The sequence below is a fragment of the Bacillus cereus group sp. BfR-BA-01350 genome (assembly GCF_022663775.1).
In the GTDB taxonomy this organism is placed as follows: Bacteria; Bacillota; Bacilli; order Bacillales; family Bacillaceae_G; genus Bacillus_A; species Bacillus_A paranthracis.
The window spans coordinates 1-15,716 of record NZ_JAKUGD010000023.1; the positions used below are offsets into that span (position 1 = coordinate 1).

The following is a 15,716-nucleotide window of genomic DNA, read 5'->3' on the forward strand; positions in this document are numbered from 1 at the left end:
CAGGTTCAAATCCTGTCCCCGCAACCAAATGGTCCCGTGGTGTAGTGGTTAACATGCCTGCCTGTCACGCAGGAGATCGCCGGTTCGACCCCGGTCGGGACCGCCATTTTATATAAAGAAAAGAACGAAACATGTTGTTTCGTATTTTTTTATTTGTTTTAACAAAAAACTAATAAAGACAGTCAAACTATCCTTAGGAAAACTCCTAAGGACTTTTTTATATATTCAAAACCTGTATAATAAATAGCAGAGAACATTGTGAGTAAAGTAGGTGAAGTCTGTGAGTAAATATGAAATAACAACAAAATCATCTGAGGAAACACAAAGGTTATCAGAAAAACTTGGTGAACTTGCTCAGGCACAAGATGTAATTATTTTAGAAGGAGATCTAGGGGCTGGTAAGACGACTTTTACAAAGGGACTAGCAAAAGGTCTTGGAGTGAAAAGAGTTGTAAATAGCCCTACCTTTAATATTATTAAAGAATATAAAGGGAGATTACCGCTATATCATATGGACGTGTATCGCTTAGCTGAAAGTGAAGAAGACTTAGGTTTTGATGAGTATTTCTACGGTGAAGGAATTACGGTAGTAGAATGGGCTCATTTAATAGAAGCATATTTACCAAATGAGAAGCTACAAATTAGTTTATTCCATGCTGGAGATGACAACAAAAGAAACATTGTACTCGAGCCAATTGGAGATCGCTATATTAGATTATGTGAGGAGCTATTACAAGATGAAAGTACTAGCAATTGATACTTCAAATTATATAATGGGTGTATCCCTTATTGAAGAAGGAAACGTAATTGGGGAAATCATTACAAATTTAACAAAAAATCATTCTGTGCGTCTTATGCCAGCTGTAGAACAACTGTTAAAAGAATGCGGTGTAAAACCAAAAGAATTAACTAAAATAGTTGTAGCTGCTGGACCAGGATCATATACAGGTGTTCGTATAGGCGTGACAGCTGCCAAAACATTAGCTTGGTCACTTCAAATACCAATTGTGGGTGTATCAAGTTTAGAAGTAGTGGCTGCAAACGGAGCTAATTTTGATGGATTAATCTGTCCTTTATTCGATGGAAGACGTGGACAAATTTATACTGGCTTATATACATATGAAGGAGAGGATTTAACTTCTATAGAGGAAGACCGAATCATCCTTATTGTAGACTGGTTGCAAATGTTAAAAGATAAAGGAAAGCCTGTTTTATTTATTGGTAACGATGTGAAACTACACAAAGAAACAATTATCGAACATTTAGGCAATCAAGCTGTCTTTGCTCCTTTCACTAAAAATAACCCAAGACCAAGTGAGCTAGCGTTCTTAGGATTACAAAAAGAAGAACAAGATGTACATTCATTTGTTCCTAGTTACCTTCGTTTAGCTGAAGCTGAAACAAAGTGGTTAGAAAGTCAAAACAAGTAGGAGCTTGCAGAGGATGGATATGATATTTAGAAAGATGGAACTCGATGATATTGCTCAAATTGTAGCTATTGAAGAAGCATCTTTTTCAACTCCTTGGACTGCAGATGCCTTTCAACGTGAGTTAACGATGAATGAACATGCACATTATGTTGTGCTAGAAAAAGATGGTCGTGTAATTGGGTATTGTGGATTGTGGATAATTATTGATGAATCGCATATAACAAATATAGCTATTTTACCAGAATACAGAGGTCAAAAGCTAGGAGATGCTTTATTAAAAGAAGTTATTTCCGAAGCGAAAACTCTAGGTGTAAAAACGATGACACTTGAAGTACGTGTATCAAATGAAGTAGCAAAACAGTTATACAGAAAATACGGATTTCAAAATGGTGGAATTCGTAAACGATACTATGCAGACAATCAGGAAGATGGTCTCGTAATGTGGGTGAATATATAATGGAAAAAAATACGATTATACTTGGTATTGAAACAAGTTGTGATGAAACAGCAGTAGCAGTTGTTAAAAATGGAACGGAAATTATTGCAAATGTCGTTGCATCACAAATTGAAAGTCATAAACGTTTTGGCGGAGTTGTACCAGAGATTGCATCCCGTCATCATGTAGAAGAAATTACAGTTGTGTTAGAAGAGGCGTTAAAAGAAGCGAATATCACATTTGATGATATTGATGCAATTGCTGTCACAGAAGGACCTGGTTTAGTAGGAGCGCTTCTAATAGGGGTGAACGCAGCGAAAGCAGTGGCATTTGCACATGATATCCCCCTAGTTGGTGTTCATCATATCGCTGGCCATATTTATGCGAATCGTTTAGTAAAAGAAGTTCAATTCCCATTACTATCACTTGTTGTATCTGGTGGACATACAGAGCTTGTTTATATGAAAGAACATGGTTCCTTTGAAGTAATTGGTGAAACGCGAGATGATGCAGCAGGAGAGGCATATGATAAAGTAGCTCGTACGTTATCTATGCCATATCCAGGTGGTCCTCATATTGATCGCCTTGCACATGAAGGGAAACCAACAATCGATTTACCTCGCGCATGGCTTGAACCGGATTCATATGATTTCAGTTTTAGCGGATTGAAATCAGCAGTTATCAACACTGTGCATAACGCAAAACAACGCGGGATAGAAATTGCACCGGAAGATTTAGCAGCAAGTTTCCAAGAGAGTGTAATTGACGTATTAGTAACGAAAGCATCTCGTGCAGCGGATGCTTATAACGTAAAGCAAGTGCTTCTTGCTGGTGGAGTAGCTGCTAATAAAGGACTGCGTGCACGTTTAGAAGCAGAATTTGCACAAAAAGAAAATGTAGAGCTAATTATTCCTCCCCTATCTTTATGTACAGATAATGCAGCAATGATTGCAGCGGCAGGTACAATTGCATATGAACAAGGAAAACGTGCTACATTAGCTTTAAATGCAAATCCAGGATTAGATATCGAAGCATAGTTATGCACAAAATTAACCACAGCTTGTGGATAAAACCCATATTATCTGTTGATAATGTGGGTTTTGTTGTGTATATAAAATGTTGATAACTTTTTTATTGATTGTGGATCATGTGGAAAAGTTATTTAGATGTTTATTTTATAAAGGTGGATATGTGTATAAACTTGTGGATAAAATAGATGAAGTCTGACCTTTGAATCTATCCTTTTTCGGGAAATAAAAACGAAAAAGGTATCTCTAAAAAACATTTTGAAATATGCCCTTATTATAAGGGAGGCTAATATTGTCAAACCTTGTCGGCAAATCGATACCTCGTGTCGAATCGTTTATGCAATAGAGGTTGACCATGGCTAGAAGATAAGAAGGATGTCTCATCGTCAAAAATCCCGACTGATGAGACATCCTTCTTATTTATACTCTTATAAATGCAATTCTTCCCATTCTGCCATACAAGCATCAAGTTGTTCTTGTAGTGTTTGCTTTTTCGTTGTAATTTCACTAGCCTTTTCATAATCTGCATATATTTCTGGTAAGCAAAGTTGATCTTCTAACGTAGCAATTTCTTCTTCAAATTGTACAATAGTTTGTTCTAGTTCTTCGATTTTTCGAGTACGTTGACGCTCCAACTTTTTGCGCTCTTTTTCTTCGAGATAATTTAATTTTTCTGGAGCTACAGTTTTTTGAACAGGTGCCTGATTTTCTTGCTGTTCTTGTTGTTCAAATTCAGCACGTTCAATCATCTCATTTTTCTTTTCAACGTAGTAATCGTAGTCCCCTAAATATTCCTGTGCACCTTCTGTTGATAACTCAACAACGGTCGTCGTTACACGATTAATAAAGTAGCGGTCATGAGATACAAAGAGAAGGGTACCAGGATAATCAATTAAAGCATTCTCCAAAATCTCTTTACTATTTAAATCAAGATGGTTTGTAGGCTCATCGAGAATTAATAAATTCGATTTTTGCATCATAAGTTTGGCAAGAGCTAAACGAGCTTTTTGTCCACCGCTAAGAGAAGATACTGGCTTTAATACATCATCTCCTGTGAATAAGAAGTTACCTAATATCGTGCGAATTTCTTTTTCAGGTTGCAGTGGATATTCATCCCATAGCTCATTTAAAACTCGCTTAGAAGATGTTAAATTAGCTTGTTCCTGATCATAATAACCAACAGAGACATTAGATCCGAAAGAAACCTCACCATGTAATAGTGGTAACTTATTCACAATGGATTTTAATAATGTGGATTTCCCAATTCCATTTGGACCAACTAAAGCAACACTATCTCCGCGAGTTAAGCGCATTGTTACATGTTCAATAATTGGATCCTTATCATAGCCGATAGTTGCGTCCTTTACTTGTAAAACATCATTTCCACTTTGTTTTTCAATATCGAAGTGGAAGGAAGCTGACTTAGAATCCCCTAATGGTCTTGTTAATAATTCCATACGGTCTAATTGTTTACGGCGGCTTTGCGCACGTTTTGTCGTAGATGCACGAGCTATATTTTTTTGAACGAAGTCCTCTAGCTTAGCAATCTCATCTTGTTGTTTTTCATAACGTTTCATTTCTTGCTCGTATAGTGCTGATTTTAAGTCTAAATATTTACTGTAGTTACCAACAAATCGTCTACTTTCTTTATTCGAAATTTCATATACTTGTGTAACAAGTTTATCTAAGAAATAACGGTCATGGGAAACGATTAGTATTGCCCCAGGATAACCTTGTAAATATTGTTCAAGCCATGTTAATGTTTCTATGTCTAAATGGTTTGTAGGCTCGTCCAAAATAAGTAAGTCTGGTTTCGTTAATAATAATTTACCGAGAGCTAATCGTGTTTTTTGTCCACCGCTTAATGTCGAAATCGTCGTCTGGTGCGTTTCAACTGGGAAGCCAAGACCACTTAAAATCGAACGGATATCTGCTTCGTACTGATAGCCACCTTGATCTTTATAATCTAATTGTAATTGGTCATAATCAGCTAATAATCTTTCATATGTAGCCTCGTTTGAAAAGTTTTCTTCTTTTCCCATCTCTTGCTCTAGCCTTCGAAGTTTTGTCTCCATTTGCTGCAAGTGTGTAAAGACGGTTAACATTTCATCCCAAATTGTTAAAGACGTTTCTAAACCGGTATTTTGAGCTAAATATCCGATTGAGACATCTTTCGGTTTTATAATTTCGCCACCATCATGAGATAGCTCACCCGCTATTATTTTTAATAATGTAGATTTTCCAGCGCCATTTCGTCCGACTAATGCGATACGATCTTTCGTTTGAACTTCTAATTTTATATTTGAAAGAATCGTTTCTGCACCGTATAATTTCGAAAGCGCGTTTACTTGTAATAAAATCAATGTTTTCACCTCAAATAATTTCTTAACTTTGCCATGTTTATATTTCTCAATCATACTAAAAATAGTGTATAGTTTAAAATACAGAGAGAATACTTCTTCTTTCTATTATACAAGGAATTTAATAAGTGCTAAACTTCTGTATTTGATTAAAGCATATGAATAAAGATAGGAAGAGAGGAGAGGTTATATGGAGCAGCAGAAAATTCCACAAGCCACTGCTAAGAGATTGCCTCTATACTATCGATTTATCCAAAACTTATCTCTTTCTGGTAAGCAACGTGTTTCATCAGCCGAATTAAGTGAAGCGGTAAAGGTTGATTCCGCAACGATTCGAAGAGATTTCTCATACTTTGGAGCATTAGGGAAAAAAGGATATGGATATAACGTAAATTATTTATTATCATTTTTCCGTGAAACACTCGACCAAGATGATATAACACGTGTAGCGCTTATTGGAGTAGGTAATTTAGGGACCGCTTTCTTACATTATAATTTCACGAAAAACAATAATACAAAAATTGAAATGGCGTTTGATATTAGTGAAGAGAAAGTTGGAACAGAAATCGGAGGCATTCCTGTATATCACTTAGATGAATTAGAAGAACGTTTATCAACTGATATACAAGTGGCAATATTAACAGTACCCGCTACAGTAGCGCAATCTGTAGCCGATAGATTGGCAGAAACAAACGTGCATGGTATTTTGAATTTTACACCAGCACGCTTAAATGTGTCAGACAATATAAGAATTCATCATATTGATTTAGCAGTAGAGTTACAAACACTAGTTTACTTTTTGAAGAATTATCCACAATAAAACGCAGAGGAAGCGACCTCTGCGTTTTATTATTGTTTTTTCTTTGTGAATTTAACTAAGATAAGGCGAAGTGCCAAATTAAAATCAATCGTTGCCATAACTGCAAATAGTATTGTCCACATATTCCAAATTGTATCTGTTACGTTCGTAATGGCGAAGCGTGTAAAGATACATCCTAGAAGGAAGTACAATGCAGCCATGAACAATGGTGAGTTTCTCATACTAAAAATCCTCCGATAAAGCCTTGCATTTTTTCAGCTTCTTTAATCATTTCTTGAATTTGTTCGTTACTCACTAAAACTTGAGCAATTGCAACTAATGTATTCATTGCAACATGAGCTGCAATTGGAACGATAATACGCTTCGTTTTTACATATAAGAAGGCGAATACGAGCCCCATAGCAGTGTATACCAATAAGTGAGTAAAATCAAAATGAATCGCCGCAAATACAAGGGAACTAATGATAGCGGCAATAAAGAAGTTAAACTTCTTATAAAGTGTACCAAATAAAATTTTTCTAAATACGATTTCTTCCAAAATAGGTCCTATTATAGAGATGACGATAAGGAACCAAGGTGTCGTTCTTGCGATATCCATAAGTCTCGCTGTATTTTCAGATCCAGGTTTAATACCTAATACATACATTTCAATCATACCAGCAATACTTTGCGAGAAAAATGCTAAGAAGAACCCGATAAAAATCCAACCAATCGTAGCTGGAACAGTAGAACGCTTTGTATCTAAATGTCTGTCGCGAATATCTGTTCTAAGTAACCAAAGTACGATACATAATGCAATAAAGAAGCTAATGATCGCCCAGTGACCAGTTATGAGTTGAAATTTCTCTTCCCTAGTGAATCCCCTGTTATCATAAAGCCCAGTTTTCAGGAGAAGTGGTAATCCAGCAATTGATGATAACTGCATTAAAATGTATGTAACGATAACCCACCAATATTGTTTTTTCAAATGGTTTAACCATCCTTTCTAACTCTAGTGTATGAGATAAGGTAGGATAACATGTAAATATGCTACCTACGATATAAACCTTACTTAAATTATGTTTTTTTTGTAAATCCTTATTTGAAATTATAATAGAAGACAGGAGAAAGTTGTGTGTGTAGCGAAAACAACTTAGGGTGTCCTTTCATATTGTAACATACGAGTAGTGGAAACAACGATTCATATAGTAAAGGTAGAAGAAGGGGAACTCTATATAGAAAAATTTATAGCGTAATTTGCGAAAAAATTATGATTTTTTTACTTGCAAAAGAAATTGAGATTATTTATTATTATAAGTGTGTTAGCACTCGGGTGACTTGAGTGCTAATAAATAAAATTTACATAACAAAATGAGGAGGTTATTGTTCATGCTAAAGCCATTAGGTGATCGCGTTGTAATTGAGCTTGTTCAAGCGGAAGAAAAAACAGCAAGTGGTATTGTATTACCAGACACAGCAAAAGAAAAACCACAAGAGGGTAAAGTTATTGCAGTAGGTACTGGTCGAGTGCTTGAAAATGGTGAGCGTGTTGCTTTAGAGGTAGCAGCAGGTGATCTTATCATCTTCTCAAAATATGCAGGTACTGAAGTGAAATATGAAGGTACAGACTACTTGATTTTACGTGAAAGTGACATTTTAGCAGTTATCGGTTAATTATATAAATCTTAAAAAATCCAAGGGGGTCAATTATTATGGCAAAAGATATTAAATTTAGTGAAGAAGCACGTCGTTCGATGCTTCGCGGTGTCGACACTCTTGCAAATGCAGTAAAAGTAACGCTTGGACCAAAAGGTCGTAACGTTGTTCTTGAGAAAAAATTCGGTTCACCACTTATTACAAATGACGGTGTAACAATCGCAAAAGAAATTGAATTAGAAGATGCATTCGAAAACATGGGTGCGAAATTAGTAGCAGAAGTTGCTAGCAAAACAAATGATGTAGCTGGTGACGGAACAACAACTGCAACTGTATTAGCACAAGCTATGATTCGTGAAGGTCTTAAAAACGTAACAGCTGGTGCGAACCCAATGGGTCTTCGTAAAGGTATCGAAAAAGCTGTAGTTGCTGCAGTAGAAGAATTAAAAACGATTTCTAAACCAATCGAAGGTAAATCTTCTATCGCACAAGTAGCTGCTATTTCTGCTGCTGACGAAGAAGTAGGTCAATTGATCGCTGAAGCAATGGAGCGCGTTGGTAACGACGGCGTTATTACTTTAGAAGAATCTAAAGGTTTCACAACAGAATTAGACGTAGTAGAAGGTATGCAATTTGATCGTGGATATGCATCTCCTTACATGATTACTGATTCTGACAAAATGGAAGCAGTTCTTGATAACCCATACATCTTAATCACTGACAAAAAGATTTCTAACATTCAAGAAATCTTACCAGTATTAGAGCAAGTGGTACAACAAGGTAAACCGCTTCTTATCATTGCTGAGGATGTAGAAGGCGAAGCGTTAGCTACATTAGTAGTGAACAAACTTCGTGGTACATTCAATGTAGTAGCTGTTAAAGCTCCTGGATTTGGTGACCGTCGTAAAGCAATGCTAGAAGATATCGCAATCTTAACTGGTGGCGAAGTAATCACTGAAGAATTAGGCCGTGACTTAAAATCTGCTACAGTTGAATCTTTAGGACGCGCTGGTAAAGTTGTTGTAACGAAAGAAAACACAACTGTAGTTGAAGGTGTAGGAAGCACAGAACAAATCGAAGCTCGCATCGGTCAAATCCGTGCGCAATTAGAAGAAACAACTTCTGAATTCGATCGTGAAAAATTACAAGAGCGTCTTGCAAAACTTGCAGGTGGCGTAGCAGTAATTAAAGTAGGTGCAGCAACTGAAACTGAGTTGAAAGAGCGCAAACTTCGCATTGAAGATGCACTTAACTCAACTCGTGCAGCAGTAGAAGAAGGTATCGTTGCAGGTGGTGGTACTTCACTTATGAACGTATACACGAAAGTAGCTTCTATCGTAGCTGAAGGCGACGAAGCAACAGGTATCAACATCGTACTTCGTGCACTAGAAGAGCCAGTTCGTCAAATCGCAATCAACGCTGGTCTAGAAGGATCTGTAGTTGTAGAGCGTCTAAAAGGCGAAAAAGTAGGCGTTGGTTTCAACGCAGCTACTGGCGAGTGGGTTAACATGCTTGAAACTGGTATCGTAGATCCAGCTAAAGTAACTCGTTCTGCACTTCAAAACGCAGCATCTGTTGCAGCTATGTTCTTAACAACTGAAGCTGTAGTAGCTGACAAACCAGAACCAAATGCACCAGCAATGCCTGACATGGGCGGCATGGGCATGGGCGGTATGGGCGGAATGATGTAATTCCGTTTGCCCTAAAAAACATCCATTTCTATATAGAAATGGATGTTTTTTTATGTTTTTTAGAAAAGGAAATGAATTTCTGTAGAATTTTGTCGCTTTCTCTCTTGACCATACCGACACTTCATTGTTAGAATCTAGGAAGATAATATAAAACGATCCTTCATATATCCTCAAAGATATGGTTTGAGAGTCTCTACCGGGTTACCGTAAACAACCTGACTATGAAGGCAGTGTGTCTTATATTTATAAAGAGCGGAGACTATCTTTCTTTATAAAGCCAGACCCCTGCCTTTTCTTTGTTATGAGACTAGAGGCGGAGGACTGGCTTTTTTTATTATATTGGTAATGCTTTTCGCCTAATTGGTGAAAATATTTATATACGAGAACTAACGTTGGGGTGATTATTTTGAAGAAGCAACACGATACAATTATCGTTTTAGATTTTGGAAGTCAATACAATCAGTTAATAGCACGTCGAATTCGTGAGTTCGGTGTATACAGTGAACTTCATCCGCATACAATTACTGCAGAAGAAATTAAAGAAATAAATCCAAAAGGGATTATTTTCTCTGGTGGACCGAATAGTGTATATGGTGAAGGTGCATTACATTGTGATGAAAAAATCTTTGACCTAGGATTACCGATCTTCGGTATTTGTTACGGTATGCAGCTTATGACACAAAAATTCGGTGGTAAAGTAGAACGTGCAAACCACCGTGAGTACGGAAAAGCGGTTCTTAAAGTAGAGAACGAATCAAAATTATATGCGAACCTTCCGGAAGAGCAAGTTGTATGGATGAGTCATGGTGACTTAGTAACTGGTTTACCTGAAGGATTTGTAGTAGATGCAACAAGTGAGTCTTGCCCAATTGCTGGTATGAGCAATGAAGCGAAAAACTTATATGGTGTACAATTCCACCCAGAAGTACGTCACTCTGAGCACGGTAACGATTTAATTAAAAACTTCGTATTCGGCGTATGTGGTTGTTCTGAAGGATGGAACATGGAGAACTTTATCGAAGTAGAATTAGAGAAAATCCGTGAAACTGTTGGAGACAAAAAAGTACTATGCGCACTTAGCGGCGGTGTAGATTCTTCTGTTGTAGCAGTATTAATTCATAAAGCAATCGGCGATCAATTAACTTGTATCTTCGTTGACCACGGCTTACTTCGTAAAGGTGAAGCAGAAGGCGTTATGAAAACATTTAGCGAAGGCTTCCACATGAACGTTATTAAAGTGGATGCAAAAGAACGCTTCATGAACAAGTTAAAAGGTGTAGAAGATCCAGAACAAAAACGTAAAATCATCGGTAACGAATTCATTTACGTTTTTGATGATGAAGCTTCTAAATTACAAGGTATGGACTTCTTAGCGCAAGGTACACTTTACACAGATATCGTTGAAAGTGGTACAGCAACTGCACAAACAATTAAATCTCACCATAACGTTGGTGGTCTTCCAGAAGACATGCAGTTCAAATTAATTGAGCCTTTAAACACTTTATTTAAAGATGAAGTACGTGTATTAGGATCTGAACTAGGAATTCCTGACGAAATCGTATGGCGTCAACCATTCCCGGGTCCTGGTCTTGGTATTCGTGTACTAGGTGAAATCACAGAAGAGAAATTAGAAATCGTTCGTGAATCTGATGCGATTTTACGTGAAGAAATTATTAAAGCTGGCTTAGATCGTGAAATCTGGCAATACTTCACTGCGCTTCCTGGTATGCGTAGCGTAGGTGTTATGGGTGACGAGCGTACGTACGATTACACAGTAGGTATCCGTGCAGTAACATCTATTGACGGTATGACAGCTGACTGGGCACGTATCCCTTGGGACGTATTAGAGAAAATCTCTGTACGTATCGTAAACGAAGTAAAACACGTTAACCGTATCGTGTATGATGTAACGAGTAAGCCACCAGCAACTATTGAGTGGGAATAGTATTTATAAAAAGGTCCATCTATTACTTATGTATAGATGGATCTTTTTGTTTTAGGGTTAATACGAACGAAATTATAAAAGTTTACAAAAACGTTCGTTTTTAAATTGACAAAACTACTTCGTCGAGTTAATATGAGTATGTAATTCAAACGAAAAGTGAATATTATGCCGTCGTATAATATCGGGGATATGGCCCGAAAGTTTCTACCTAGCTACCGTAAATGGCTTGACTACGAGGCGTTTTTATAAAGGTGAGGGGAATCTTGTCTTTATTCATAGAACGCTTCCATGTATATGCAATGGAAGCCTTTTTTATTTTTAATAGATAAAAGAGGGCTAGGGGAATTACGGCGAGTAATCATATAACGGGGGAAACGTAAGATGAAACGCTATTTTCAGTTTGATGAACTCGGCACGAATTATAAAACAGAGTTCATAGCAGGTCTAACGACATTTTTATCTATGGCGTATGTGCTATTTGTCAATCCTGCTACGCTGTCACTTGGGAATGTTAAAGGGTTACCAGCAGGTACAGGAATGGATCCAGGTGCAGTATTCGTTGCTACAGCATTAGCAGCAGCGATCGGTTCGTTAATTATGGGGATTTTCGCGAAGTATCCGATTGCTTTGGCGCCGGGTATGGGAATTAACGCGTTCTTTGCTTATACAGCAGTGTTAACGATGGGTATTCCGTGGCAAACAGCAATTGCTGGAACGTTAATGTCAGGTATTATCTTTATTATTCTTACAGCTTCAGGTATTCGTGAAAAAATCATTAATGCAATTCCATCAGAGTTAAAGTTTGCAGTAGCGGCAGGTATCGGATTATTCATTGCTTTCCTTGGATTCCAAAATGCTGGAATTATCGTGAAAAATGATGCTGTTCTTGTTGGGTTGGGGGACTTAACAAAGGGCACAACGTTACTAGCAATCTTCGGAGTTGTTACGACAATTATCTTCATGATTAAGAAAGTAAATGGTGCAGTATTTTACGGTATGATTCTTACAGCAATCTTAGGAGTAGCAACAGGATTAATTGATACTCCGAAAGCTGTAGTGGGAGCGATACCGAGTCTAGAACCAACGTTCGGTGCGGCGTTAACGCACTTCGGAGATATTTTCACTGTTCAAATGGTGATTGTTATTATAACGTTCTTCTTTATCGATTTCTTTGATACAGCAGGTACACTTGTAGCGGTTGCGAATCAAGCTGGATTAATGAAGAACAATAAATTACCACGTGCAGGAAAAGCATTATTTGCAGATGCGATTGCAACTGTAATTGGTGCGATCTTAGGTACATCAACAACAACGTCTTATATTGAATCTTCTGCAGGGGTAGCAGCGGGTGGACGTTCTGGATTTACAGCAGTTGTAACAGCAGGATTCTTCTTACTGGCATTATTCTTCTCTCCATTATTAAGTGTTGTAACGCCAGCTGTAACGGCGCCAGCTTTAATTATTGTAGGGATCTTGATGGTTTCTTCTTTAGGAGAAATTGATTGGAAGAAATTCGAGATTGCAGTGCCAGCATTCTTTACTATCATTTCAATGCCGCTTACGTATAGTATCGCCACGGGAATTGCGATTGGGTTTATCTTCTATCCAATTACAATGGTAGTAAGTGGTCGTCGTAAAGAGATTCATCCAATTATGTATGTTATGGGAGTTTTATTCGTACTATATTTCATCTACGTTCGTAAATAAAAGGGGTTTTTTGAAAGGTCTAGACTTAAGGGGAGTCTAGACCTTTTTTGCGTCTTCAGAAAAACTTAAGGATTTCCGAGCGTTTTTCTTCAGAAGTTTTCCTATAATAGAAGTTAGGGATTAAAAAAGTAATGGGGGAGATATTGTGGCACACGAAACAATACTTGTCGTAGATGATGAAAAAGAAATCCGAAATTTAATTACAATCTATTTAAAGAATGAAGGATATAAAGTACTGCAAGCAGGAGACGGAGAAGAAGGGTTACGTTTACTAGAAGAAAATGAAGTACATCTAGTCGTATTAGATATTATGATGCCGAAAGTAGACGGCATTCATATGTGTATGAAAGTAAGGGAAGAAAAAGAAATGCCGATTATTATGCTTTCAGCGAAAACGCAAGATATGGATAAGATTTTAGGATTAACAACGGGTGCAGATGATTACGTAACGAAACCGTTTAATCCGTTAGAGTTAATCGCAAGAATTAAATCTCAGTTACGCCGTTATATGAAAATGAATGGTTTCGCTATACAAAATGAGGACGAGCTAGAGATTGGGGAGATGAAAATAAACATCTCAACCCATAAAGTCATTGTAGAGGGAGAAGAAGTGAAACTAACTCCGAGGGAATTTTCAATTTTAGAATTGCTAGCCCGTAATCCGGGGATGGTCTTTAGCGCGGAGCAAATTTATGAAAAGGTGTGGAACGAAAGATCTTTCCAGTCTGATAACACGGTAATGGTGCATATTCGAAAAGTACGTGAAAAGATTGAGGAGAATCCAAGGAAGCCTAGATATATAAAAACGGTATGGGGAGTGGGGTATAAGATTGAAAAAGATATTTAATCCATTCGCTTATATTAGGAAAATAAGACAATTAATTGAGAAATTAGTAAAGAGCGTACGAAAGAGTATAAGAATTCAACTGATTACTACTTTTGCTGCTTGTGCGTTATTAGGAGTTTTTTTTGCAAAGGGAGCTGCACCATTTTTTGAGAATGCGAATCGTAAAGCGACTGTCGATTATCGGTCTGGTATGCAACAAATTAATTATCAAGCTCAAAGAGCAGCAAATAGTTCGGTGCATGAAAATAAATTAGAAGCTATATCCAATATGATCGAAACGGAGAATCAAAATTTAGAGCGAGGAAATAGAGCTTTAAAAATATTGGTTACTGACGAAAGTGGTAAAGTTGTATATAAAACGAAGCAGGCACAAGAAGAGCAAATCGATCTGCATAATACGATTCGTAATGCAGCATCATTTGCGATTAACTATTCAAATGGTCAAGATATATTTGAAAATACGAGAAAAGAATTTATAGCTTTTTCACCTATTACAATAGAAAATAAGAATTTATATATGTTCGTTAGTGGAATTCCGGATGGTGTAGTAATGTATGATACGCAAGAAGGCCCATTCCCATTTTTAATTGGTGTACTCGTATTCATTTTCTCTTTCTTCTATATAACAAAGAGAAAGATGAAGCAAATTGAAGCGATGGCAGAAGGTGTAAAGGAAATAGAAAAAGGCAACTTAGCGTACCGTATTGAGAAGAAAGGTGAAGATGAGATTGCGTCTTTAACTGAGAATATTAATAATATGGCGGAAGAGCTTATGAATAATATAGAAAAGGAACGTAAATTAGAGAAGCAAAAGAACGAGCTTATTACGAATGTATCTCACGATTTACGTACACCACTGACTTCTATTATGGGTTACTTACGATTACTTAGAGATTCTAAATATGAAAATAAAGAACAACATGATGAGTATACGAGAATTGCTTTTGCAAAGTCGGAGCAGTTGAAAAATTTAATAGAAGATTTATTTGAGTATACGAAGTTAACGAATGAACAAGTTGTATTAGAAAAACAAGAAGTATGTGTAAATGAGTTGCTCGAGCAATTAATAGAAGAGTTAGTACCGCAGGCAGAAGAGCATGGACTTACGTTTGTTAAGAAGTTTCCTGAGGAACGTGCCTATGCAGCGATTGATTCGGAAAAGATGGTTCGTGTATTTGATAATTTATTAATGAACGCGATTAAGTATAGTAAAGACGATGGAGAGATCAAAGTTTCCCTTCAAAGGCAGCGCCGGGATATACAAATTGTAATTGCGAATCATAGTGAAGAGTTTACGAGAGAAGAGTTAGCGAGTTTGTTTGAACGTTTTTATAAGAAAGATCAATCTAGAAGTAGAGTAACAGAAGGATCAGGCCTTGGATTGGCGATTGCGAAAAGTATTGTTGAATTACAAGGTGGTAGTATTCGAGCTGAATATGAGGATGGTATTATTCAGTTTATCGTCTCGTTACCAATTATAGAAAAATAATAAACGAATAGAATGGTATATGATAAAAAGGCTTATTTTAAAAGAAATAAGCCTTTTTATACTTTTTTAGAAAAACATGTTGACGATTAGAGATTAGAGGTGTAATATAGAACAAGTCGCCGATGACAACAACGTCGAAAGCGACAAACGAAATAAAAAACTTAGTTGACATTGAAAGATGAAAATGTTAACATAAGGAAGTCGCAAATGAGCGACAGACAAGTTCTTTGAAAACTGAACGAAACAAACAACGTGAAACGTCAATTTTTATTTTATGATGCTAGACAAACTAACTTTATTGGAGAGTTTGATCCTGGCTCAGGATGAA

Annotated in this window: 14 protein-coding genes, 1 tRNA gene and 2 riboswitches; of the genes, 12 read left to right on the top strand and 3 right to left on the bottom strand. The window is 36.9% G+C overall.

Translation table 11 applies throughout. The annotated features are described in order from the left end of the window. Nucleotides 1-30: 30 nt before the first annotated feature. From MR147_RS26305 to tsaD, 5 genes are all read left to right on the top strand, one after another. A tRNA-Asp gene (locus tag MR147_RS26305) sits at nt 31-106 on the top strand. Between the two features lie 174 nt (nt 107-280). Continuing rightward, nucleotides 281-757 carry a tRNA (adenosine(37)-N6)-threonylcarbamoyltransferase complex ATPase subunit type 1 TsaE gene (gene tsaE / locus MR147_RS26310; protein WP_242304871.1) on the top strand — a complete coding sequence of 159 codons (477 nt, stop codon included), beginning with the start codon at nt 281-283 and terminating at the stop codon, nt 755-757. Beyond that, on the top strand, nt 738-1,430 hold the full coding sequence (gene tsaB / locus MR147_RS26315; protein WP_074608536.1) for a tRNA (adenosine(37)-N6)-threonylcarbamoyltransferase complex dimerization subunit type 1 TsaB: 693 nt from the start codon (nt 738-740) through the stop codon (nt 1,428-1,430). The genes tsaE and tsaB overlap by 20 nt, the downstream gene beginning before the upstream one ends. A 13-nt stretch (nt 1,431-1,443) precedes the next feature. After that, nucleotides 1,444-1,887 carry a ribosomal protein S18-alanine N-acetyltransferase gene (gene rimI, locus MR147_RS26320; protein WP_074608537.1) on the top strand — a complete coding sequence of 148 codons (444 nt, stop codon included), beginning with the start codon at nt 1,444-1,446 and terminating at the stop codon, nt 1,885-1,887. Then, the gene (gene tsaD / locus MR147_RS26325; protein WP_000414598.1) at nt 1,887-2,903 is read left to right on the top strand and encodes a tRNA (adenosine(37)-N6)-threonylcarbamoyltransferase complex transferase subunit TsaD; all 1,017 of its coding nucleotides are present in this window, start codon (nt 1,887-1,889) and stop codon (nt 2,901-2,903) included. Before rimI ends, tsaD begins: the two co-directional genes overlap by 1 nt. Before the next feature lie 419 nt (nt 2,904-3,322). On the opposite strand, the gene MR147_RS26330 is transcribed toward tsaD, so the two are convergent. Further along, nucleotides 3,323-5,257 carry an ABC-F family ATP-binding cassette domain-containing protein gene (locus MR147_RS26330; RefSeq protein ID WP_277930906.1) on the bottom strand — a complete coding sequence of 645 codons (1,935 nt, stop codon included), beginning with the start codon at nt 5,255-5,257 and terminating at the stop codon, nt 3,323-3,325. A 187-nt stretch (nt 5,258-5,444) separates the two neighbouring features. On the opposite strand from MR147_RS26330, the gene MR147_RS26335 reads away from it, so the two are divergent. Next, a complete protein-coding gene (locus MR147_RS26335) occupies nt 5,445-6,074 on the top strand; it encodes a redox-sensing transcriptional repressor Rex (RefSeq protein ID WP_076869942.1) in 630 nt (209 codons plus the stop codon). Between the two features lie 29 nt (nt 6,075-6,103). Here the strand turns inward: MR147_RS26335 and MR147_RS26340 are convergent, their stop codons facing one another. Together MR147_RS26340 and MR147_RS26345 are read right to left on the bottom strand one after the other, a co-directional pair. Beyond that, complete coding sequence (locus MR147_RS26340) at nt 6,104-6,295, bottom strand: YdiK family protein (protein ID WP_001246201.1); 192 nt, start codon at nt 6,293-6,295, stop codon at nt 6,104-6,106. Then, entirely contained in the window at nt 6,292-7,041 is a 750-nt protein-coding gene (locus MR147_RS26345) for a CPBP family intramembrane glutamic endopeptidase (RefSeq protein WP_000745340.1), read from the bottom strand. Before MR147_RS26345 ends, MR147_RS26340 begins: the two co-directional genes overlap by 4 nt. A gap of 401 nt (nt 7,042-7,442) precedes the next feature. Here MR147_RS26345 and groES point away from each other — a divergent pair, with 401 nt between their 5' ends. From groES to ampS, 6 genes are all read left to right on the top strand, one after another. Beyond that, nucleotides 7,443-7,727, top strand: a complete 285-nt coding sequence (gene groES / locus MR147_RS26350; protein ID WP_000917306.1) for a co-chaperone GroES — start codon at nt 7,443-7,445, stop codon at nt 7,725-7,727. Between the two features lie 38 nt (nt 7,728-7,765). Next, a complete protein-coding gene (groL, locus tag MR147_RS26355) occupies nt 7,766-9,400 on the top strand; it encodes a chaperonin GroEL (RefSeq protein WP_001029999.1) in 1,635 nt (544 codons plus the stop codon). A gap of 140 nt (nt 9,401-9,540) precedes the next feature. Next, a riboswitch (purine riboswitch) is annotated at nt 9,541-9,642 on the top strand. Nucleotides 9,643-9,806: 164 nt separating this feature from the next. Further along, entirely contained in the window at nt 9,807-11,345 is a 1,539-nt protein-coding gene (gene guaA, locus MR147_RS26360; RefSeq protein WP_000743927.1) for a glutamine-hydrolyzing GMP synthase, read from the top strand. 151 nt (nt 11,346-11,496) lie between these two features. Continuing rightward, nucleotides 11,497-11,598, top strand: a riboswitch (purine riboswitch). A gap of 128 nt (nt 11,599-11,726) precedes the next feature. Beyond that, entirely contained in the window at nt 11,727-13,052 is a 1,326-nt protein-coding gene (locus MR147_RS26365) for an NCS2 family permease (RefSeq protein ID WP_242304872.1), read from the top strand. Nucleotides 13,053-13,197: 145 nt separating this feature from the next. Next, entirely contained in the window at nt 13,198-13,899 is a 702-nt protein-coding gene (locus MR147_RS26370) for a response regulator transcription factor (protein ID WP_000929888.1), read from the top strand. Further along, on the top strand, nt 13,883-15,388 hold the full coding sequence (ampS, locus tag MR147_RS26375) for an aminopeptidase AmpS (RefSeq protein ID WP_242304873.1): 1,506 nt from the start codon (nt 13,883-13,885) through the stop codon (nt 15,386-15,388). The genes MR147_RS26370 and ampS overlap by 17 nt, the downstream gene beginning before the upstream one ends. Nucleotides 15,389-15,716 lie beyond the last annotated feature (328 nt).